Annotated in this window: 23 protein-coding genes; 15 read left to right on the top strand and 8 right to left on the bottom strand. The window is 67.0% G+C overall.

All coding sequences use genetic code 11. The features are described 5' to 3' along the window. Positions 1–31: 31 nt before the first annotated feature. The 3 genes from AC3WRC_RS03760 to thiE form a co-directional block, all read right to left on the bottom strand. Positions 32–814 carry a hypothetical protein gene (locus tag AC3WRC_RS03760; protein ID WP_492302947.1) on the bottom strand — a complete coding sequence of 261 codons (783 nt, stop codon included), beginning with the start codon at positions 812–814 and terminating at the stop codon, positions 32–34. A 43-nt stretch (positions 815–857) separates the two neighbouring features. Next, the gene (locus AC3WRC_RS03755) at positions 858–2549 is read right to left on the bottom strand and encodes a sensor histidine kinase (protein ID WP_492302946.1); all 1692 of its coding nucleotides are present in this window, start codon (positions 2547–2549) and stop codon (positions 858–860) included. Positions 2550–2611: 62 nt separating this feature from the next. Then, a complete protein-coding gene (thiE, locus tag AC3WRC_RS03750; RefSeq protein WP_492302945.1) occupies positions 2612–3265 on the bottom strand; it encodes a thiamine phosphate synthase in 654 nt (217 codons plus the stop codon). A 131-nt stretch (positions 3266–3396) separates the two neighbouring features. On the opposite strand from thiE, the gene AC3WRC_RS03745 reads away from it, so the two are divergent. The 6 genes from AC3WRC_RS03745 (at position 3397) to AC3WRC_RS03720 (ending at position 7661) form a co-directional block, all read left to right on the top strand. Next, a complete protein-coding gene (locus AC3WRC_RS03745; RefSeq protein WP_017504559.1) occupies positions 3397–3582 on the top strand; it encodes a (2Fe-2S)-binding protein in 186 nt (61 codons plus the stop codon). A 141-nt stretch (positions 3583–3723) separates the two neighbouring features. Then, positions 3724–4224, top strand: coding sequence for a bacterioferritin (bfr, locus tag AC3WRC_RS03740; protein ID WP_295239926.1), 501 nt, complete (start codon positions 3724–3726; stop codon positions 4222–4224). 69 nt (positions 4225–4293) lie between these two features. Beyond that, a complete protein-coding gene (locus tag AC3WRC_RS03735) occupies positions 4294–4854 on the top strand; it encodes a tryptophan-rich sensory protein (protein WP_055754984.1) in 561 nt (186 codons plus the stop codon). A 103-nt stretch (positions 4855–4957) separates the two neighbouring features. Beyond that, positions 4958–5524: an elongation factor P gene (gene efp, locus AC3WRC_RS03730; RefSeq protein WP_055754985.1), complete on the top strand. Its 567-nt coding sequence runs from the start codon at positions 4958–4960 to the stop codon at positions 5522–5524. A 104-nt stretch (positions 5525–5628) separates the two neighbouring features. Beyond that, positions 5629–6435 carry an inositol monophosphatase family protein gene (locus tag AC3WRC_RS03725; RefSeq protein WP_017504555.1) on the top strand — a complete coding sequence of 269 codons (807 nt, stop codon included), beginning with the start codon at positions 5629–5631 and terminating at the stop codon, positions 6433–6435. Positions 6436–6629: 194 nt separating this feature from the next. Then, positions 6630–7661 carry a glycerophosphodiester phosphodiesterase gene (locus AC3WRC_RS03720; RefSeq protein ID WP_492302944.1) on the top strand — a complete coding sequence of 344 codons (1032 nt, stop codon included), beginning with the start codon at positions 6630–6632 and terminating at the stop codon, positions 7659–7661. Here AC3WRC_RS03720 and AC3WRC_RS03715 read toward each other — a convergent pair. Then, complete coding sequence (locus AC3WRC_RS03715; RefSeq protein WP_492302943.1) at positions 7658–9526, bottom strand: ABC transporter transmembrane domain-containing protein; 1869 nt, start codon at positions 9524–9526, stop codon at positions 7658–7660. The genes AC3WRC_RS03720 and AC3WRC_RS03715 overlap by 4 nt on opposite strands. Positions 9527–9679: 153 nt before the next feature. On the opposite strand from AC3WRC_RS03715, the gene rpmE reads away from it, so the two are divergent. Further along, positions 9680–9904, top strand: coding sequence for a 50S ribosomal protein L31 (gene rpmE / locus AC3WRC_RS03710; protein WP_017506001.1), 225 nt, complete (start codon positions 9680–9682; stop codon positions 9902–9904). 159 nt (positions 9905–10063) lie between these two features. Further along, on the top strand, positions 10064–11626 hold the full coding sequence (locus tag AC3WRC_RS03705; RefSeq protein ID WP_492302942.1) for a L,D-transpeptidase family protein: 1563 nt from the start codon (positions 10064–10066) through the stop codon (positions 11624–11626). Between the two features lie 9 nt (positions 11627–11635). Here AC3WRC_RS03705 and rcdA read toward each other — a convergent pair whose 3' ends face one another. Further along, a complete protein-coding gene (gene rcdA, locus AC3WRC_RS03700; RefSeq protein ID WP_055754989.1) occupies positions 11636–12136 on the bottom strand; it encodes a protease adaptor protein RcdA in 501 nt (166 codons plus the stop codon). Between the two features lie 109 nt (positions 12137–12245). After that, complete coding sequence (locus AC3WRC_RS03695; protein WP_137721237.1) at positions 12246–12449, bottom strand: DUF1192 domain-containing protein; 204 nt, start codon at positions 12447–12449, stop codon at positions 12246–12248. A gap of 88 nt (positions 12450–12537) precedes the next feature. Here AC3WRC_RS03695 and AC3WRC_RS03690 point away from each other — a divergent pair, with 88 nt between their 5' ends. Then, positions 12538–13509, top strand: coding sequence for an NAD(P)H-quinone oxidoreductase (locus tag AC3WRC_RS03690; RefSeq protein ID WP_492302941.1), 972 nt, complete (start codon positions 12538–12540; stop codon positions 13507–13509). Here AC3WRC_RS03690 and AC3WRC_RS03685 read toward each other — a convergent pair. Continuing rightward, positions 13506–14126, bottom strand: a complete 621-nt coding sequence (locus AC3WRC_RS03685) for a beta/gamma crystallin-related protein (protein ID WP_492302940.1) — start codon at positions 14124–14126, stop codon at positions 13506–13508. The genes AC3WRC_RS03690 and AC3WRC_RS03685 overlap by 4 nt on opposite strands. Before the next feature lie 220 nt (positions 14127–14346). Here AC3WRC_RS03685 and AC3WRC_RS03680 point away from each other — a divergent pair, with 220 nt between their 5' ends. Further along, entirely contained in the window at positions 14347–15012 is a 666-nt protein-coding gene (locus tag AC3WRC_RS03680) for a DUF1013 domain-containing protein (RefSeq protein ID WP_492302939.1), read from the top strand. 72 nt (positions 15013–15084) lie between these two features. Here the strand turns inward: AC3WRC_RS03680 and AC3WRC_RS03675 are convergent, their stop codons facing one another. After that, positions 15085–15258, bottom strand: a complete 174-nt coding sequence (locus tag AC3WRC_RS03675; RefSeq protein WP_017505994.1) for a YdcH family protein — start codon at positions 15256–15258, stop codon at positions 15085–15087. Between the two features lie 116 nt (positions 15259–15374). Between AC3WRC_RS03675 and AC3WRC_RS03670 the strand changes: the two genes are divergently transcribed. From AC3WRC_RS03670 to AC3WRC_RS03650, 5 genes are all read left to right on the top strand, one after another. Then, positions 15375–15977, top strand: coding sequence for a UbiX family flavin prenyltransferase (locus tag AC3WRC_RS03670; RefSeq protein WP_492302938.1), 603 nt, complete (start codon positions 15375–15377; stop codon positions 15975–15977). Then, positions 15974–16438 carry a TIGR02444 family protein gene (locus AC3WRC_RS03665; RefSeq protein ID WP_492302937.1) on the top strand — a complete coding sequence of 155 codons (465 nt, stop codon included), beginning with the start codon at positions 15974–15976 and terminating at the stop codon, positions 16436–16438. Before AC3WRC_RS03670 ends, AC3WRC_RS03665 begins: the two co-directional genes overlap by 4 nt. Before the next feature lie 50 nt (positions 16439–16488). After that, the gene (locus tag AC3WRC_RS03660; RefSeq protein WP_055754995.1) at positions 16489–16713 is read left to right on the top strand and encodes a YdcH family protein; all 225 of its coding nucleotides are present in this window, start codon (positions 16489–16491) and stop codon (positions 16711–16713) included. A gap of 168 nt (positions 16714–16881) precedes the next feature. Continuing rightward, entirely contained in the window at positions 16882–17523 is a 642-nt protein-coding gene (locus AC3WRC_RS03655; protein ID WP_045810279.1) for a M23 family metallopeptidase, read from the top strand. A 67-nt stretch (positions 17524–17590) separates the two neighbouring features. Further along, entirely contained in the window at positions 17591–19477 is a 1887-nt protein-coding gene (locus AC3WRC_RS03650; RefSeq protein ID WP_492302936.1) for a CocE/NonD family hydrolase, read from the top strand. The last annotated feature ends 52 nt before the right edge of the window (positions 19478–19529 follow it).

Here is a 19529-nt window from a genome sequence, read left to right as displayed (position 1 = left end):
AAACGATCCCCGTTTCAGCAGGCCAAAGCGGCTAGCGGACGTCGATGGACTGGCCGATGCTTTCGGCCAGATCCCGGTCCGCGCCCTCGACGCTGGCGATCCAGACGTGGATTTCCTTGGGGTCCACGGCGCGCTGGAACAGGTGCTCCATCGCCAGACGGCGGCTGCCTTCGGTCACGACGACCGAGGCGCGGCCGCCGGCGCGGACCGTCTCGCCGTCATAGATCGGAAACTGCGACGACGGACCGGCGTAGATCATCAGCAGGGTCTGGTCGCCGCGCTGGACGCGATAGATGTTGGCGTTCGCGCCGGCGCGCGCCGGGGTGATGGTCAGGCCGGTAGGCAGCTGGATGCTGAACGGCAGAGCGGCGATGGCGGCGGCGTTCAAGGCCGCCGGGGCGGGTGCGGCGGCCGGCGGGGTTGCGGCAGGCGCGGTCGTTGTCGGTTGGGGCGCGGTCGCTTGAGGCGCCGTTGTGGTCGGGGCTTGCGTTTGCGGACGTGTCGCGGTCGCCGGGCGCGTCGTGGCCGCCGGGCTTTGGCCGATGGGCGGCTGGGCCTGGGTCGTGCGCGTTGCGGATGACGCGGCGGGCGCCGGACGCGGCGATGCCGCGGGGGTTTGGCCGATTGGAGGCAAGGCCTGGCTCGTCGCCCGGGCCGGGCCCTGGGTCGGAGCTGCCGTGGAGGCGGCGGGCGGGGTCGCGGAAGGCGGGGCGCTGTTCAAGTCCCGCGTCAGGTTGGAACCGGGACGTTGCGGCGGGGGCGTCGTCGCCTGTCCGGAAATCACGAGGGCGGCGGCAAGGGCGATCATGGGCATGGCCGGACCATCGCGCGGCCGGGGCGCGACCGCAAGCGCGACCTCACGCCTTGGGCAGCGCGACCCAGAAGGTGGCGCCCTCGCCCGGCGCCGAGATCACGCCGATCGAGCCGCCCTGCAACTCGACCAATCGCTTGGCCAGGGCCAGGCCGACGCCGTGCCCCTCGACCGTCGAACGCTCAAGCCCCAGGCGGTTGAAGGGTTCGAACAACTGCGCCTGCTTCTGTGGCGACAGGCCGGGGCCGAAATCGCTGACCTCAATGCGGACGCAGTCGTCCTGACGAAGCGCACGCAGGACGACACGGCCGCCGGAACCGCCGTATTTCAGCGCATTGCTGGTCAGGTTGGTGATGATCTGGGCCAGACGCTGAGAGTCCGCAACCGCGATCAAGCCATCACCCTCGCACACCACCTCGACGGCGACCCGGTCGGCGTCGGGCCACAGCAGACAGGTGCGGCGCACGTCTTCCAGCAGCCCCGGAATGTCGGTCGGCCGCAGATCGACCCGGACGGCGCCGGATTCGGCGCGCGCCACATCCAGCAGATCGTGGGCCAGGGTTTCGACCTGACGCGCGGTCTTGACCAGCATGTCGGACATCTCGGCCTGCTGGGCCGAGACTGGCCCCAGATGGCCCTGCCGCCACAGGTCGCCAATGCCGATGATGCCGGCGACGGGGCTCTTGATCTCATGGGCGACGTTGGCGAGCAGGCGAGACTTGGCCTCCGAGGCCTTCTCGGCGCGTTCTCGACCAACGCGCGCGCGCTCCGCCAGAAGATCGCGCTCTTCCAGCAACGAGGCCACCAGCAGGACGGGCATATAGCCGATCAGCACCAGCATCTGGGCCATCAGAACCTGGTGGGTCAGGTCGCCCTGAGCATAGGGGCCGTTTCCGATCATGGCGCTGCCGACCAACAGCACGCTCATGACGACCAGGGTGAAGGCGGCGCCCGCGACGCCGAGCCGTACCGCAATGGCCAGCAGAAGCGGCAGCAGGACGAAGCCCATCGGCACGTCGCCCGTGAAGGCGACAAAGTAAAAGACGGGAACAAGGCCGATCAGAACGACGGCCTCGATCAGCTTCCTCGGCTTCAGCAGACGCGCGAACATCGCAGGCGTCAGCGACATCCCTAGCGAACCCAGTACAGCGATGCCCAAGGCGTGACCCAGCCACCAGGTCTGGAACCCCTGCCAAACGATGTCGCCCTGGCCCATCAGCGACAGGATCAGGGTGCTGCACAGGGCGGCGGGGATCGGCGCCAGGACAGCCGCGAAGAACAGGAAGCTGACCGCGCCGTTCAGGCTGGAAAGGTTGAGCGTGGGCGAGAACCGGCGGGCCAGCAGGACAGCCCCGACGATCTCGATCATGTTGGCGATCGTGAAGGCCAGCGCCAGCGGCGGCTTGTTGCCGGCGATGATCTCGCCAATCAGGATGCTGACGGTCAGGACGCCGGCGAAGGTGAGGTCGCTGGTGCGGCCACGGCTGGTGCGCAGCCAGACGGCGACGGCGACGCCGCTGGCGCCCCACAGGCCCGCCACCAGTCCGGCCGAACGGGCATAGGCGATGGCCAGAGCGACCAAGATGGCGACGACGACGCCTGTCAGCACCGGAATCAGGGGATTGGGGCCGTCCGGGCCGTCGGCGCCGACGGGGCCGGGCCGATGGCCAGCCGCCATCACGCCCTTGACGGGCGCGCTGTGGGGGGCGTCGATGTTGAGCGCGCGGCTCAGGATCATGGACAGGTTCCGACCGATCAGAGGTCGGAATAGGACGACACGGTTCCTAATATCCCCTGAAGTCAGGCCTGCAATTTTTCATTGAAACGCCTGACGGCCTCGGCTGCGCCGTCGGGATGGTTCCAGACCCCGCCGCTGACCGCCACGAAGTCGGCGCCGGCTTGGGCAAGCTCTGCGGCGTTATCGACCGTGATCCCGCCAATGGCGACGCAGGGTGTCTCGACCGTCTCTTGCCACACCGTGAGAATGTCTAGGGGCGGGCGATGCACCGTTTCCTTTGTATCGGTGGGATAGAAGGCGCCGAAGGCGACGTAGTCGGCGCCGCCCTCTGCGGCGTCCCAGGCCAGATCGCGGTCGTCGTGGCAGGTGACGCCGATCATGGCGTCCGGCCCCATGATACGCCGCGCCTCGGCCAGCGAGCCGTCTTCCTGACCGATGTGAACGCCGTCGCAGCCGGTGGCCCGCGCCAGATCGGGCCGGTCGTTCAGCAGGACCGCGACATCATGACGCCGCGCAATGGGAGCCAACACCTCGACCGCCGTGCGGATAGCCGCGTCTTCGGCGGGCTTCAGCCGGATCTGCAAGGCCGCGACGTCGCCGGCGGCCAAGGCCTGATCGAGGGTTTGCGCAAAGGCGTTCAGGTCGGCGATCGCGGGCGGCGTGATCAGATACAGCCGGCAGGGCGGACGCTCGGGGACGGTGGGTGTTCGGGCCATGTCCGTCATTGCCTGCCCCCGCGACGATCCGTCAACGGCCCAAGGCCGGGCGAAACCGTGCGAACGACTTGCAATCGCCTTAAGGACTGCTATAGCGAACCATTCTCAGTCAGTGAAACGTGTAGCGCCTCGTGTACGTCTGCAACTGTAACGGTCTTCGCCAGCGTGATGTCGCCCAGGCCATCGAGGCCGGCGCCTGCCGTCCGCGTGACATCTTCGCGCGCAACCAATGCCAAGCCCAGTGCGCCAAATGCGTCTGCGAGATGCGTCAGATGATTCAGGAAAGCCGCGAAGCGTTCGCACTCGCAGCCGAATAGTTTGCTCCGCCTGCGGCCGACAGTCACTCGCACTCTCAATGCAGTGATAAAAACTCGCAAATAAACAAAGCCCGTTTTACTGTGTTATGGCTGCGCTCGACAGACGGCGATAGCGCCGTGGCGAGACCTAGGACCATGGCCATGAAGGGCGATCCCGCAATCCTGCGCACGCTGAACGCAGTGCTGACCAACGAGCTGACGGCCGTAAATCAGTATTTCCTGCATGCCCGCATGTTCGAAAGCTGGGGCCTCGCGCACCTGGGCAACGTTATCTACGAAGAATCGATCGGCGAGATGAAGCACGCCGACATGCTGATCAAACGCATCCTCTTCCTGGACGGGCTGCCCAATCTGCAAGACCTGCACAAGCTGAAGGTCGGCGAGCATCCGATCGAATGCCTGGGCGCCGACCTGCAACTGGAACTGGACAGCCGCGCGACGACCGCTGCCGCCGTGACCCAGTGCGAGGAAACCCGCGATTACGTCAGCCGTGACCTGCTGATGAAAATCCTGGCCGACACCGAAGAGCACATCGACTTCCTGGAAAACCAGCACAAGCTGATCGAGCTGATGGGCGCGCAGAACTATCTGCAATCGGCGATGAAAGAGATCGTCACCGACGGCGCGGCGACCGGCAACTAAGCTCTGCCTTCTGACGGAACTCCAATCCGCTCCGGCCATTAGCCTGTCAGGGCCAAGCTGGAGCGGACCATGACCGATATCGACGACGCCATCGACGACGTGCGCGACGCCGCCATGGACTTGCTGAACAGCGAGGGCCGCAGCGCCGGCCATGTGGTCGCCGGGATCGCCCTGACCGTCGGCTTCGCCCTGTTGGCCCACACCATCGCCTCGGGCGCATTGAAGCCCCGTCGCAACCTGAAACAGGTGCGCGACAAGGACCTGCCGATCACCGAAAAGCCCAAGGGGGCCTTCAGCCTGATCCTGCCGGCCGTATTCTCGGCGACGACCCTGTCGGCCGTGCGCGTCTGGAACGCGCCTCCGCAAAAGGAACGGACCCGCGCCATGGGCCTTTGGGTCGCGGCCCAGACGGTGAACGCCGTCTGGTTGGGCCTGCGTCCGTCCTCAATGGCGCGTCAGGTGGTCGCCGCGATGTCGTCGGCCGGTCTGGCCGCCGCATTCGCCCACGAGGCGCGCAAGCTGGACGAGGGGGCCGGCAAGATGGCGGCGCCGCTAGGATCAGGCGTGCGGTTCGGAAACTTCCTGCACCGCAAGGCCGACGACGCCTCGGGCGGACGCACCCTGCATTAGGTTGCGTCGCCTTGCCCTTTATCGGGGCTTCCTCTAGGGATCGCGCCCTATTCGCCTCGCCCCGAACGGTGCGAGGGCGCAACTCCATTTCCGATGTGACCCCATGAAGATCAACGGCAACACCATCAAGCCCGGCATGGTCCTGCAGCACAATGGCGGCCTGTGGGTCGTCACCAAGGCCAGCCACGTCAAGCCCGGCAAGGGCGGCGCCTTCGCCAACGTCGAGGCCAAGAACCTGGAGACCGGCAACAAGCTGAACGAACGCTTCCGTTCGGAAGACAAGGTCGAGCGCGTGACGCTGGAACAGAAGGACTTCTCCTATCTGTTCGACAACGGCGACAGCCTGGTCTTCATGGACGACACCACCTACGAGCAGATCGAACTGCAAAAGGACTGGGTCGGCGAAGAGCGCATCCCCTATCTGCAAGAAGGCATGAAGGTCGTGATCGAGATGCACGAAGAGCGTCCGATCGGCCTGGAACTGCCCGATCAGGTCGTGCTGGAAGTCGCCGAGACCGAGCCGACCGTGAAGGGCCAGACCGCCTCGTCGTCCTACAAGCCCGCGCTGGCGTCGAACGGCGTGCGCATCATGATCCCGCCCTATATGTCGGCCGGCGAGCGTATCGTCGTCGACACGACCAGCGGCGAATACGTCCGCCGCGCGGACTAACAGACCACCACGCTAAAGCGGCCCCTCGCGGGGCCGTTCCTTTCTGAACTTCTCCGACTGTCCGGCTGCGGCTTTGAAGGACTTTCGGACCAGGAGATTCCCCGATGGCCCTCGCCTCCGCCCTGCTCCAAGTCATGACCGATGCGGTGCGCAAGACCGCCCGCCCGATGCTGCGCGACTTCGGCGAAGTCTCCCAGCTTCAGGTGTCGAGGAAGGGCCCCGGCGATTTCGTCACGGCCGCCGACCTGAAGGCCGAAGACACGCTGTACGAATTGCTGATGAAGGCCCGCCCTGGCTATGGCTTCCTGGGCGAGGAACGCGGCATGATCGAGGGGACGGACAAGTCCCACACCTGGATCGTCGATCCGATCGACGGCACCACCAACTTCATGCACGCCATGCCCCACTTCGCCATCACGGTGGGTCTGGAGCGCCGCGCGCCCGACGGGTCGAGCGAGATCGTCGCCGGCGTGACCTACAACCCCGTCATGAACGAGCTGTTCTGGGCCGAAAAGGGCAAGGGCTGCTATTTGAACGACCAGCGCATCCGCGTCGCCGGCCGTCGTGATCTGTCCGAAAGTCTGATCGCCACCGGCCTGCCCTTCATCGGCAAGTCGGGCCACGCCCAGTCGATCAAGGATCTGCACGCTGTGGGCCAACGGGTCGCCGGCATACGCCGCCTGGGCTCGGCCGCCCTGGACTTCGCCTGGGTCGCCGCAGGCCGCTACGACGCCTATTATGAGCGCAATCTGAAGCCTTGGGACGTGGCGGCGGGCATCCTGTTCGTCACCGAGGCCGGCGGCCGCGTCACGACCATCGAGAACGACGGCGATCCCAAGACGGGCAAGTCGATCCTGGCGTCGAACACCGAACTGCATCCGCACTTGCGCAAGGTGCTTCAGGGCTCCTGAAGCACGCTTCTGTCTCTTCCCCGCTTGGGGGAAGTGGCGCGGCGCTTCTTCAGCGCCGTGACGAAGGGGATCTTGCCTGATCGCCAGCGGCCGGTGGGGCGTCAAGAACCCCTCCACCGCTTCGCGGTCCCCCTCCCCACATGTGGGGAGGAGACGGTCATCGGCCTGTCGCGCCCCTGCCCTATCCAAGGCGGATGATCCGTTTCATCCTGTGCGGCCTCGTCCTTCTGACCGGAACGCCAGCCTTGGGTCAGCCCCTGATCATCGCCCATCGCGGCGCCTCCGGCGAACGGCCCGAGCACACGCGCGCGGCCTATGAGTTGGCCATCGAACAGGGCGCGGACGTGATCGAGCCGGATCTGGTGCTGACCAGGGATGGCGTCTTCGTCGATCGGCATGAGAACGAGATCGGCGGCACGACGGACGTGCGCGACCGGCCCGAGTTCGCAGGCCGTCGGACGACCAAGACCATCGACGGGGTCGAGACCACCGGCTGGTTCACCGAAGACTTCACCCTGGCCGAGTTGAAGACCCTGAGGGCCAGGGAGCGGTTGCCCGGCTTTCGACCGGGCAGCGCCGCCTATGACGGACAGGAGCCGATCCTGACCTTCGACGAGGTCGTCGCCATCGCGCGCGAGGCCTCGGCGCGGACCGGGCGGACGATCGGCGTGGCGCCGGAGCTGAAACACCCGACCTACTTCGCCGGGATCGGCTTGCCGATGGAGGACGGTTTCGTCACCGAATTGGAGCGGCTGGGTCTGTCGGGCGCCGAGGAGCCGATCATCATCCAGTGTTTCGAGGTCGGGCCGCTGGAGCGGTTGGCGACGCGGATCGATGCGCCGCTGGCTCAACTCGTGGCGGCCAAGGGCGGACCGGCGGACCGGGCGGACGTGACCTATGCCCAGATGATCGCGCCCGAGGGGCTAAAAGCCATTGCCGCTTACGCCGACTGGGTCGCGCCGGAGATGACATTGGTCCTGCCGCGCGACGCCGAAGGCCGCACGACCACGCCGAGCACCCTGGTCACCGACGCCCACGCGGCGGGCCTCAAGGTCGTGGTCTGGACCCTGCGGGCCGAGAACGCCTTCCTGCCGGTCGAGCGACGCAGAGGCGACGACCCGGCCGGGCACGGCGACATGGCCGGCTATGCCGCAGCCTTCGCCGCAGCTGGGGTCGATGCGCTATTCAGCGACTTCCCGGATCTGGCGCGGACCACGGCGCCCTAGTTGCGGAACTGAAGCTCGGCGAGGCGGGCGTAGAGGCCGCCCTGGGCGACGAGTTGCTCGTGGGTGCCCTCTTCGACCACGCGGCCGTCGTCCATGACGACGATGCGGTCGGCGCGCAGGACGGTGGCGAGGCGGTGGGCGATGACCAGGGTGGTGCGCTCCTGCATGGCCTGATCGAGGGCGACCTGAACCAGGCGCTCGCTTTCGGCGTCGAGGGCGCTGGTGGCCTCGTCCAGCAACAGGATGGGGGCGTCGCGGACCAGGGCGCGGGCGATGGCGAGGCGCTGGCGCTGGCCGCCCGACAGGCTCTTGCCGCGCTCGCCGAGCGGGGTGTCGAACCCTTCCGGCAGGGCGTCGATGAAGCCGAGCGCCTGAGCCTTTTCGGCGACGGCGCGGGCCTCTTCCAGGGTGGTGTTTTCGCGGCCGAAGCGGATGTTCTCCAAGGCCGAGCCCGAGAACAGCGGCGTTTCCTGCGACACCCAGGCGAAGCGGTCGCGCACGGCGACGGGATCGGCCTGGCGCACATCGACGCCGTCGACCGAGACCATGCCGGTCTGCGGATCATAGAAGCGCAGCAGCAGGCGGAAGACCGTGGACTTGCCGGCGCCAGACGGGCCGACCAGGGCGACAGTCTCGCCAGGGCGTACGGTCAGGCTGAAGCCCTTTAAGGCCGGAAGGTCGGGACGGCCCGGATAGGCGAAGCCGACGGCCGACATCGACACCTCGCCGCGCGGGGGCGTCGGCAGGGCCGTGGCCTGAGGCGGCGGGGCGATGCCGGCGACGGCGCGCATCAGCTCCTCGATCCGCTCCATGGCGCCGGCGGCCTTTTGCACGTCGCCCCAGCTTTCGCCGAGCGCGCCAACGGCGCCTGCGGCGAAAACGGACAGCAGAACGAACTGAAGCAGGGCGCCAGGCGTCATAGCGCCCTTCACCACGTCCTGGGCGCCCAGCCAGAGCACCAGGGTCACGCCGCCGAACATGACAACGATGATCAGGGCGGTCATCCAGGCGCGAGCCTGCATCCGCGTCAGGGAAGCGTTGAAGGCGCCCTCGACCGCTGCGCCGAAACGGGTGATGGCGCTCTGTTCGCGGCCGAAGGCCTGGACCGTCTCGATGGCGTCCACGCTTTCGCCGGCGAAGCCGACGGCGTTGGCGAAGCGGTCCTGAGACGCCACGGTCAGTTTGCGCACCTTGCGGCCGAAGATAAAGATCGGCCCCAAGAGGAAGGGCACGATCAGCAGGACGAAGCCAGTCAGTTTAGGGCTGACGAAGAACAGCAGGGCCACGCCGCCGATCAGGGTCAGGAAGTTGCGCAGCGCGTAAGAGATCGACGTCGTCATCAACGTCTCGACCAGGGCGATGTCCGTGGTCAGGCGCGACAGCACCTCGCCGGTGCGCATATGGGCGTAGAAGGACGGGTCCAGCGTCAAGATGCGGCCGAACAGGCCCTTTCGCACATCGGCGATGACGCGCTCGCCCGTGCGGGTGACGAAATAATAGCGGGCGGCGGTCGCCAGCCCCAGGAACAGGGCGTTGGCGCCCAGCAGCAGGAACCAGATGTTCAGATTGGCGCCGCCCGCCTCGAACCCATGGTCGATGGCTCCGCGCGCCAGGGCGGTGAGGCCCAGCGAGGCGGCGGTGGACAACAGCAGCCAGAAGACCGCCATCAAGGCATGACCCTTGTGGCGCATGGCGAAGGGAATCAGTCGCGCCAGCGGACGGATATCGCGGCGCTTGGCGCGCTTGGCGCCCGCTTCGGACATCTGGTCGGCCAGAAGGGCGCCGGCGCTGGGCCGTCCTTCCAGCGACGCCATGCCCGAGGCGCGGTTGGCGGAAGGGGCGGAGGCGGCGGCTTGATCGGTCATTTCGCCCGCCTCTTGCCCCGGAACGCCCCCCGGTGTAAACGCCGCCCCTCATTCCCGCCGGGCCTTTCCCTTAAAAAGGATTTGGTGGCGGGTTTCTCATTTCACGCGCACGGACGGTCGGCATCGTCACCGCGCAGAGACCGGACGACGACCATGAAGGCGGATACCCATCCCGACTACCACTTCATCACCGTGGTGATGACCGACGGCAGCACCTACCAGACCCGTTCGACCTACGGGAAGGAAGGCGACAAGCTGGCCCTCGACATCGATCCGTCGACGCACCCGGCCTGGACGGGCGGCAACGCCCAGCTGATGGACCGCGGCGGTCGCGTCTCGCGCTTCAACAACAAGTTCGCCGGCTTCATCAAGAAGTAAGCGCGTCTTGGCTGCGACATCTCGCAGCAATCGGAACACCAAGAGCGTCGGTCGCAAGGCCGGCGCTTTTTGTTTGGTCGGAACACCGATAATGTGGGGGCGTTCGGGTACCAGGGGCGTCGGCCACGCTGGCCGAAGCGATCGAAGAAGCGGAAGACTATGAATAGACGGCAACTGGGTCTGGGCGTCGCGACGGCGGCCATGACCCTTGGCTCGGCGGCGCGCGCGCAGCAGGTCTTCGTGCAGCGCGGACCGGAGGCAACCGCCTTCTACAACAGCTTCAACGATCAGATTTCCCGTCTGCCCGAGACGCAGCAGGCGGATGTGCGCGCCTTCTATGAAATGAACGGCTGGCGGCCGGTGTGGAACGCCGACCGGGTTCGGGCCCTGAACACCGTCGCGGCCGGCGCCAATCGCCATGGTCTGGCGGGCTCTGACTATTTCGACTTCGTGGGACTGGCCGCCGATCCGGCGAGCGCGGACCTGCGGACCACGGCGGCGGCGCTGGCCTATGCCCGCGTCCTGGCCGAGGGCAAGGTGCGGCCCGAGACGGTTGAAGATCTTTGGGAAATGCAGAAGAACCGTGTGGACCTGTCGCGCGGTCTCAGCGACGCCCTGAGCCGCGCCGTGCTGGGCCAATGGTACGACGGCCTGGCGCCCACCGACATCGGCTATCAGAACCTGTCGGCCGGCTATGTCCGCTATCGCCGTCTGGCGGCGCAGGGCGGCTGGCCCCGCTTCACCCAGGGCGCGACCATCGAGCCGGGCAACAGCGATCGCCGCATCCCCGCCCTGATCGACCGCCTGACGGCCGAAGGCGACCTGTCGGCCGCCGACGGCGCGCGGCTGAAGTCGCAGGGCCTGGTTTACAACGCCGAACTGCAACGTGCGGTGCAAAGCTTCCAGAACCGCCATGGCCTGGGCGCAGACGGGCGGATCGGCGCGGGCACCCAGCGCTCGCTGGGCGCCTCGGCCGAGGACCGTGCGCGTCAGATCGCGCTGAACCTGGAGCGCCGTCGCTGGCTGAAGCGCGAGGTCGCGCCCGAGCGGATCGAGGTCAACACCGCCGCCGCCATCATGGTCTATTGGAAGGACGGCAAGCCGGTTCACTCCAACCGCGTCGTCGTCGGCTCGGCCGAGAACCAGACGCCCAGCCTGGAGAAGCCGTTCGCCTCGGTCGTGGCCAATCCGCCCTGGTATGTGCCGGCCGGCATCGCGCGCCGCGAAATCCTGCCCAAGGGGCCGGGGTATCTGGCCGCCAACGACATGTATGTGAAGGACGGCACGGTCATCCAGCGCGCCGGTCCGCGCTCGGCGCTGGGCTATGTGAAGTTCGAGCTGCGCGACAGCTACGCCATCTTCCTGCACGACACGCCGTCGAAGGCCGCCTTCAACCTGTCCACGCGTCAGCGCAGCCACGGCTGCGTGCGGGTGCAGAATGCGGTGGAGTTCGCGCGCCTGCTGCTGTCGCCCGATCCGACCAAGCTGGCCCAGTTCGACACGGCCCAGGACACGCGCGAGACGACGCGCGTGACGACCGGCCGGGAAATCTCGGTGCGTCTGCTGTATTGGACCGCCTTCGTGGACGGTCAGGGCCGCGTGGCGTTCCGCGAGGACGTCTATGGCCGTGACGACAAGCTGGCGCAGGCGCTAGGCATCGGCGTCAATCTGCCCAAGCCTATCGACGACGGCCGGGCGGACGCCAACGACGTCGGGCCGTAAAAGGGGCGATCAGCCCCTGAAGGCCGCCTCAAGCATGCCCATCTGGCTGAGCACCGGGTTTTCCGGGGCCTGATCCTGATCGTCGGCATACATGCGGCGATCCAGATACAGGGTGCGGTCGAACAGCTTTTCAGAACGCACGAGATATTCGATCAGGGCGATCGGCAGTTCTGCGTGGCTGGGCTCGGCGTCGATACGACGCTCGTTCAGACGATAGCGCGGCTCGCAGGCGGTTTCCGGCGACATGTCGTCTTCGCGCACGGCGCGCTGGACCAGGAGCCAGGAGGCGATCTGCATCAGGCGGGTGGTCAGCTTCATGCTCTCGGCCGCATAGGCCAGGGCGGCGGCGCGCGACAGCATCTTGGAATCGCGACGGCCCTCGCCGTCCAGATAGGCGGCGGTTTCCTCGACCAACTCCATACCTTCACGGAAGGTGCGATCGAACAGCTCGGACCGGGCGAAATCACGAACGGTGCGGCTGCGGTCAGCGGGGGACGGAGCGGAGGTCATTTGAGCATTGATCATCAGAGAAGGTCGGGTCCGTCCTGCAATCGGCCCCTGGCGGCGCCGTTCGCACGAAAGATGCAACGCTCATGCCATGCCAGCGGATCATTCGCGATCACGAACCGAAGTTGAACAGGGCGTCAGCGGCGTTTTTCTTGGAGCGTTTCGTCTCGATCGCGGCGCGCGAGCGCGTGATCTCGGCCTCAAGCGCGGCGATCCGCTCCTGCAAATCCTCGACGGCGTAAACATCCAGGTCTTCGCGTGACAGGGCCCGCAGTGGTTCGCCGCGTTGCGGGCGGGGTTCAAGATCTTCGAACATCGTCGCCTTCCTTTCGCGCTGTCATGGCCAAGGCGGTCCAAGGTCCCTATCTGAACGCCCGGATACGGACGAATGCAAGGCGAGTGCGATGCGCGTGATCGAAATCGAAGGCGGTTCCGGACCGGCTGAGGCCCTGAAGATCTCCGAACGGCCCGATCCCGTCGCGGGGCCGGGTCAGGTGCTGATCCGGGTGCGGGCGGCGGGTGTGAACCGGCCGGACCTGCTGCAACGCACCGGCGCCTACCCCCCTCCCCCCGGCGCGTCGGACGTTCTGGGGCTTGAAATCGCCGGCGAGATCGAGGCCGTCGGAGAGGGCGTGACGCGCTGGACGGTCGGCGACCGAGCGTGCGCCCTGCTGGGCGGCGGCGGCTATGCGGAGTTGGCCGTGGTCGATGCGCGTCATGTCCTGCCGATCCCCCAGGGTCTGGATTTCGTTCAGGCGGCCGTGCTGCCGGAAACCGTCTTCACCGTCTTCGCCAATGTGTTTGAGGGCGGCGCGTTGAAGGCCGGCGAGACGTTGCTGATCCACGGGGCGACCAGCGGCATCGGCGTCACGGCCATCCAGATGGCCAAGGCGGCCGGCGCCCGAGTCATCGCCACCTCACGCGGGGCGGACAAGGCCGCAGCCGCCAAGGCGCTAGGCGCGGACATCAGCCTGGACGCCAAGAGCGAGGATCTGGAGGCGCAGATCCGCGAGGCGGGCGGCGCGGACGTGGTTCTGGACATGGTGGGGCGCGACTACGCCGCCCTGAACCTGAACAGTCTGAATGCGGGCGGGCGTTGGGTGGTCATCGCCTCCCTGACCGGCCCCAGGGTCGAGATGGATCTGCAGCGGATCATGCTGAAGCGATTGACCCTGACGGGATCGACCTTACGCAGCCGCCCGGCGGACGAAAAGGCGCGTCTGACCGCGGCTGTCGAGGCGACCGCCTGGCCGTGGGTCGCCTCCGGCAAGGTGAAGCCGCCGGTTCAGGCGGTGTTCGCGTTGGAGCAGGCGGCCGATGCGCACGCCGAACTGGAAGCCGGCGGGCACATCGGCAAGATCGTGCTGAGCGTCTAGTAGCGCCCGCCGCGCACGGGGCGCAGCGACGAGATGTTGTCGTTGAAGCCGCCGTTCAGGAAGCGGACATCGCCTTCGACGATGCGGCAGCGTCCCCGGAACTCGGCGTCGGTGCAGACTTCCCAGCGGCCTTCGACGCGCATCGAACTGATGCGGTCATTGAATGGGGTGCGGCCCAGGTTGCGGTCCTCGCTGGTGAACTCACGCGAGGCGCCGCGGAAGTTGGCGTCGTCATAGACGGTGATCGAGGACCGACCCCAGCCGCCGCCATTGCCGCCGCCCCAGCCAGGGCCGCCGTTGCCCGGACCGCCGTTGCCGGGGCCCCAGCCGCCGCCGGGACGGCCGGGCTGGCTGTCTTCATAGTCGCCACGGAACCGCCCGCAGACCAGCAGGCCGTTGTCGTTGTTGATCTCCTCGCCGCCGCAGCGGTTCAGCTCGATCGACGTGCCGCGCATCCGGCCGCGCATATCGCGGCAGTCGGCATAGAGACGGCCGCGATTCACATAGGCTTCCGAACACGACTGGGTATAGCCGCCGCGCGGGGCGACGCGTTGCTGTGCATAGTCCTGGCCCGAGGCCATCGCTGCGGCCAGAGCCGCGCCAAGCAGAATGGACATGGTGGTTCTCCTCTCCCGAAGCTGAAAAGCTTCATTACCGCGAAGGTTGCGTCAGGGCGGATGAACCGTTGCTGTATGGGATTGTCGCTCAGCGTTTTCTTTTGTGTCGAATAGGCCTATATCGGCATCATACGCGCCCGGTCGAAAGGCCGGGCGCCGTCGTATCCAACGCCAGCCGAAGCCTCATTCGGCGGCTCAACAACACCGGGACGAACGCCCCATGAGCGACATTCTGATGCCCAAGGCCACTGCGGTCTGGCTGGTCGACAACACCTCCCTCAGCTTCGAGCAGATCGCCGACTTCTGCGGCCTGCACCCGCTTGAAGTTCGCGGCATCGCCGACGGCGACGTGGCGCGCGATATCCGCGGCGTCGATCCCGTGACCGGCGGCCAGCTGACGCGCGAAGAACTGGACAAGGCCCAGGGCGACGAAAACTATCGCATGAAGGCGATCGTCAGCCGCCATGCCGAACTGCTGAAGTCGGCAAAGCCAGCGCCGAAATACACGCCGGTGTCGCGTCGCCAGGACCGCCCCGACGCCATCGCCTGGTTCGTGCGCAACCACCCGGAGGTGACGGACGCCCAGATCGCTAAGATGCTTGGCACGACCAAGTCCACCATCGAGAGCGTGCGCAACCGCACCCACTGGAACAGCGCCAACATCAAGCCGGTCGACCCGGTGACTCTCGGCCTGGTCGGCCAGCTGGCGCTGGACGAGATCGTCAAGAAGGCCGCCGACAAGAAGGCCAAGGACGACCTGAAGAACGGCGGCGGCACGATCCAGCCCGTCGAAAAGGTCGAGGCCGAGCCCGAGTTCGTGCCGGAAGCCCGCCAACGTCCCGGCGCCGAGCCGACGGCGGAATCGGTGTTCGGCACCAAGGACTGATCCGCCTTCGCGTAACGAAAACGGCCCCGGAGAGCGATCTCCGGGGCCGTCGTCGTTTTCGGGAGGTCGGCGCTAGGTCGCGCGCGCCTCCAGACTGGTGATTTCTTCCTTTAGCCGAAGCTTCTTCTGCTTCAGCGCCCTGACCTGCAACGGATCCGTGGACGGGCGGGTAAGCTCCTTCTGGATGGTCTCATCCAGGGTGCGATGACGATTACCCAGTTCGCGAATACGAGCCTCGATGGTCATGGCTTGCGCCTCCTTTGGTTAGGGACCAGTAGAGTGAGCGCCCGGTTTGGCGCGCTGTGTAATCACTTTCCAGTGACAGCCCGTCGCCCCGGACCCCAAGGAGGCTGACCCCCAAAATGGACGATGATGTGAACGGAGCCATACGGAACCCGCCTGCCAGACTGGTGGTCGGAATTTCAGGGGCTTCCGGCGCCGTCTATGGCGCCCGCGTGCTGGATGCGCTGAACGATCTGGGCGTCGAAAGCCATCTGGTCGTGACCAAGGCCGCCCTGCTCACATTGTCGCAGGAGACCGATCTGTCGCCCGACGAACTGACGGCCAAGGCGTCGGTGGTTCACAAGCTGGGCGACGTGGGGGCGACGATCGCCTCCGGCTCTTTCCGCACCCTGGGCATGATCGTGGCCCCCTGCTCGATCAAGACGATGAGCGAGATCGCGACGGGCGTGACCTCGACCCTGCTGACGCGCGCAGCGGACGTGACGCTGAAGGAGCGGCGACCGCTGGTGCTGATGGTGCGCGAGACGCCGTTCCACCTGGGCCACCTTCGCACCATGACCGCCCTGGCCGAAATGGGCGCGACCATCGCCCCGCCCCTGCCCGCGCTTTACGCCCGGCCGAGCTCGATCGTGGAGATGGTCGATCAGTCGGTGGGGCGGACGCTGGACCTGTTCGGCCTGGATTGGGGCGCGGTGCGGCGCTGGGAAGGCCTGAAGTCATGAGGCTGTGGGACTGGGCGGTCGCCGCCTATGGCGCGCCGGGGGTCGGCGAGGCATGTCTGGCGCTGCAGGACAGCCACGACCAGAACGTGCCTGTGCTGCTGTGGTCCGCCTGGGTCGCGGCGACAGGCCGAAAGCCGGACGAAGAGATGATCGAGGCGGCCTGCGACACGGCCCGCGCCTGGGACAGCGTCGTGGTCGCCCCGCTGCGTTCGGTGCGGCGGATACTGAAAGCGCCGGTGCCCGATATCGACGACGGCCCGCGCGAGAGCGTGCGCAACCGCATCAAGGCGCTGGAGCTGGAGGCGGAACGGCATTTGCTGGATGCGCTGGAGGCGCTGGCGCCCGAACCCAGCGGACCGGCCCGCCCGATCATCGACAGCCTGGCAGCCACCGCCCGGATGTGGGCGGACGTCACCCCGCGCCCGGCCCTGATCCGTCTCGCAGACGCCCTTCCGGCCTGAGATCAGCGTGGCTATAAGCGGCCTGAGACGAGCGGCGTGGAGATGACACGATGAATGACGACACGCCTGCGATCACCGAGGAAATGGTCGAGCTTCACGCGCGGGTGAAGCATCTGCGCCAGGAACACGCCGACCTTGACGCCTCGATCGAAGCTCTGGGTCAGGCCGCCATTCCCGATCAGCTGATGATCGCCCGGCTGAAGCGCAAGAAGCTGGCGCTGAAGGACGAGATCGTGAAGCTGGAAGACCGCATCCTGCCCGACATCATCGCCTGATCTGGCCGGGCGAGCGGCAGGTTCCGCCCTGCGACCATCCGCCGCCCTGCCCTAGCCCCAAAGTCGCCAAAGCCAGCGGGCATAAGCCGTCCTCCCACGGAACGCCGTGCGCTGTCGGGGCGCCGCTTCCTTCATTCCAGAGCGTAGAGACGCTGGAGAGGCCGCCGAATGCGACGCCTGCTGTCCAACGCGCCGATGGCGCGGTGCAAGACCCTGTTGATCCACTCCGGCCAGACGGCCGCCTTCGCCGCCGTGGCCGTCTTCGCCGCCGCCGCCGCGCCAAATGCCGCGCGCGAGGCCGCCTTGCCGCCGCCGACCCAGATCGCCGCGCCGGTGTCGCCGCCCCTGAAGGCCGAGGTCGAGAAGGCGGGTCCTATAACGCGCCAGATCGCCTTCACCGCCCCGGTGCGCGGCTATGCGATCAACTCGCCATTCGGCCTGCGCAAACTGGCCATCGAAGCCAAGGCGCGCGCGCACAAGGGCGTCGACATCGCCGCGCCGAAAGGCACGACCGTCTTCACCGCCGCCGAGGGCGAGGTCATCCGCACGGGCTATGACCCTGAGGGCTATGGCAACTTCATCGAGGTGCGCCACCCCAACGGCATGAGCACCCTGTACGGCCACCTCAGCCGGATCGATGTCGCGAACGGCGATGCGGTCGCGCCCGGTCAGCGCATCGGTCTGGTCGGCTCCACCGGCTATTCCACCGGCCCGCATCTGCATTTCGAGGTCCGTCGCGGCGGCGCGCAGGTCAATCCGACCAAGGTGGTTGATCGCCATTTCGAAGTGACGGTGAAGGCCAAGGCCTGACGCGCATTGCGTTGCGACGGGCGTAGCAAACATCCTAGTGTCCCCTCTCGTTCTGGGAGGGATGGATATGAACAGGATCGTCGCCGCCGTCGTCGCGGGCCTTTTGGCCGCCACGCCCATCGCCGCCTCGGCGCAGGACTATGGGCGCTACAGCGACGCCGCCGCACAGACCGAGCTGTCGCGCCTGGCGGATGTGCAGATGGCGGTCATGGTGCCAATGCGCGACGGCGTGGGGCTGGCCACCAATGTCTATCGCCCCAAGAACGCGTCCGGCCCCTTGCCGACCGTGTTCGTCCGCACGCCCTATAACGAGCTGGCCTACAACGCCCGCACCACGCGCTCGGCCCTGAGTTGGGTCAGCAAGGGCTATGCCTTCGTCATCCAGAACGAGCGGGGACGGTATTTCTCGGGTGGCGACTATCAGATCCTGGGCTATCCACAGACCGACGGCTATGACGCTCTGACGTGGATTGCGGCCCAGCCCTGGTCGAATGGAAAGGTCGGCACCCTGGGCTGTTCGTCCTCCGCCGAATGGCAGCTGGCCCTGGCGGCCCAAAACCACCCCGCCCACGCCGCCATGGTGCCCCAGGCCTCGGGCGCCGGCATCGGCAAGGTCGGCCGGTTCCAGGAACAGGGCAACTGGTACACCGGGGGCGTGCCGCGCAACCTGTTCTTTGTGTGGTTGTACGGTGTGGACAATCCGCAGCGCGCCCAGATCCCGATGGACATCGACCAGGAAACCCGCGCTCGGATCGTCCGCTACAACGATCTGGACGCCAAGAAGCCGGATGTGAACTGGCCCAGCCAGATCCGGCATCTGCCGGTCAATGACATGCTGAAGGACCTGGGGGAGCCGGCCGGCACGTTCGAGGAGCTGATCGCGCGCACCCCGTCCGATCCGGCCTGGCGTCAGGGCGGCCTGTATCACGACGACATGGGCTGGGGCGTGCCGTCCCTGTGGTTCAACAGCTGGTATGACGTCTCCATCGGGCCGAACATGGAGCTGTTCAACCACGCCCGATCCACGACCCAGGATCGCGAGGCGGCCGAGAACCAGTATGTGGTGGTCGGCCCCAACAACCACTGCGCCTTTGGGGGCCTGGGGCCGAACTATAAGTCGGGCGATCGATCGCTGGGCGACGCCACCTTCGACAGCGACGCGCTGGTGCACGCCTGGTTCGATCGCTGGCTGAAGGGCGAGCGCCGCGCCTTCCCCGAGAGCACGCCGCATGTGCAGTATTTCAACATGGGCGAAAACGCCTGGCGCACGGCCGCGCAGTGGCCGCCGGCCGGGGTCAAGACGGTGCGGATGTATCTGCGCTCGGGCGGCGGGGCCAACAGCCTGAACGGCGATGGCCTGCTAAGCCTTCAGGCGCCGCCCGCCGGCGAACCGGCCGACCGCTATCGCTATGATCCGATGAACCCGGTCCAGACCATCGGCGGCGGCGATTGCTGCAACGGCGGCTTGGTCACGGCCGGGGCCTTCGATCAGCGGCCGATCGAGGCGCGCAACGATGTGCTGGTCTATACGTCGGAGGCGCTGACCGAGCCGATGCAGGTCACCGGCTTCATCGATGCGGTGCTGAAGGTGTCGTCTTCTGCGCCCGACACCGATTTCGCGGTCAAGCTGGTGGACGTGGCGCCGGACGGGACAGCCTATATCCTGGGCGACACCATCATGCGGGCGCGCTATCGCAACGGCTATGACCGTCCCGCGCCCCTGACGCCGGGCCAGGTGGCGACCGTGCAGCCCACGCCGCTGACCATCAGCAACACCTTCCAGCCTGGTCACCGTATCCGGGTCGAAGTCACCAGCTCCAACTTCCCCAAGTTCGTGCGCAACCTGAACACAGGCGGACTGAACGAGACCGAGAGCCAGGGCATGGTCGCCGACAACGCCGTCCATCACGCGGGTGACGACGCCTCCTACATCGATCTGCCTGTGGTGAAATAGGTGCCCCTGCGCCGAAGTCGCTGGCGTCCCCTGTCGTCGGATTCTAGTCTGA

The sequence above is a fragment of the Brevundimonas sp. EU05-FHT14B07 genome (assembly GCF_058790795.1).
This window is presented reverse-complemented; position numbering and strand designations above follow the sequence as displayed.

Bases quoted from the DNA above. Each gene is read 5' to 3' on its own strand.
- AC3WRC_RS03660 (WP_055754995.1), top strand. From the start codon at position 16,489: ATGAATGACGACACGCCTGCGATCACCGAGGAAATGGTCGAGCTTCAC.
- AC3WRC_RS03685 (WP_492302940.1), bottom strand. From the start codon at position 14,126: ATGTCCATTCTGCTTGGCGCGGCTCTGGCCGCAGCGATGGCCTCGGGC.
- bfr (WP_295239926.1), top strand. From the start codon at position 3,724: ATGAAGGGCGATCCCGCAATCCTGCGCACGCTGAACGCAGTGCTGACC.
- rcdA (WP_055754989.1), bottom strand. From the start codon at position 12,136: ATGACCTCCGCTCCGTCCCCCGCTGACCGCAGCCGCACCGTTCGTGAT.
- AC3WRC_RS03735 (WP_055754984.1), top strand. From the start codon at position 4,294: ATGACCGATATCGACGACGCCATCGACGACGTGCGCGACGCCGCCATG.
- AC3WRC_RS03695 (WP_137721237.1), bottom strand. From the start codon at position 12,449: ATGTTCGAAGATCTTGAACCCCGCCCGCAACGCGGCGAACCACTGCGG.
- AC3WRC_RS03690 (WP_492302941.1), top strand. From the start codon at position 12,538: ATGCGCGTGATCGAAATCGAAGGCGGTTCCGGACCGGCTGAGGCCCTG.
- AC3WRC_RS03715 (WP_492302943.1), bottom strand. From the start codon at position 9,526: ATGACCGATCAAGCCGCCGCCTCCGCCCCTTCCGCCAACCGCGCCTCG.
- AC3WRC_RS03650 (WP_492302936.1), top strand. From the start codon at position 17,591: ATGAACAGGATCGTCGCCGCCGTCGTCGCGGGCCTTTTGGCCGCCACG.
- efp (WP_055754985.1), top strand. From the start codon at position 4,958: ATGAAGATCAACGGCAACACCATCAAGCCCGGCATGGTCCTGCAGCAC.
- AC3WRC_RS03670 (WP_492302938.1), top strand. From the start codon at position 15,375: ATGGACGATGATGTGAACGGAGCCATACGGAACCCGCCTGCCAGACTG.
- AC3WRC_RS03720 (WP_492302944.1), top strand. From the start codon at position 6,630: ATGATCCGTTTCATCCTGTGCGGCCTCGTCCTTCTGACCGGAACGCCA.
- rpmE (WP_017506001.1), top strand. From the start codon at position 9,680: ATGAAGGCGGATACCCATCCCGACTACCACTTCATCACCGTGGTGATG.
- AC3WRC_RS03665 (WP_492302937.1), top strand. From the start codon at position 15,974: ATGAGGCTGTGGGACTGGGCGGTCGCCGCCTATGGCGCGCCGGGGGTC.
- AC3WRC_RS03680 (WP_492302939.1), top strand. From the start codon at position 14,347: ATGAGCGACATTCTGATGCCCAAGGCCACTGCGGTCTGGCTGGTCGAC.
- thiE (WP_492302945.1), bottom strand. From the start codon at position 3,265: ATGGCCCGAACACCCACCGTCCCCGAGCGTCCGCCCTGCCGGCTGTAT.
- AC3WRC_RS03675 (WP_017505994.1), bottom strand. From the start codon at position 15,258: ATGACCATCGAGGCTCGTATTCGCGAACTGGGTAATCGTCATCGCACC.
- AC3WRC_RS03655 (WP_045810279.1), top strand. From the start codon at position 16,882: ATGCGACGCCTGCTGTCCAACGCGCCGATGGCGCGGTGCAAGACCCTG.
- AC3WRC_RS03705 (WP_492302942.1), top strand. From the start codon at position 10,064: ATGAATAGACGGCAACTGGGTCTGGGCGTCGCGACGGCGGCCATGACC.
- AC3WRC_RS03755 (WP_492302946.1), bottom strand. From the start codon at position 2,549: ATGATCCTGAGCCGCGCGCTCAACATCGACGCCCCCCACAGCGCGCCC.
- AC3WRC_RS03760 (WP_492302947.1), bottom strand. From the start codon at position 814: ATGCCCATGATCGCCCTTGCCGCCGCCCTCGTGATTTCCGGACAGGCG.
- AC3WRC_RS03725 (WP_017504555.1), top strand. From the start codon at position 5,629: ATGGCCCTCGCCTCCGCCCTGCTCCAAGTCATGACCGATGCGGTGCGC.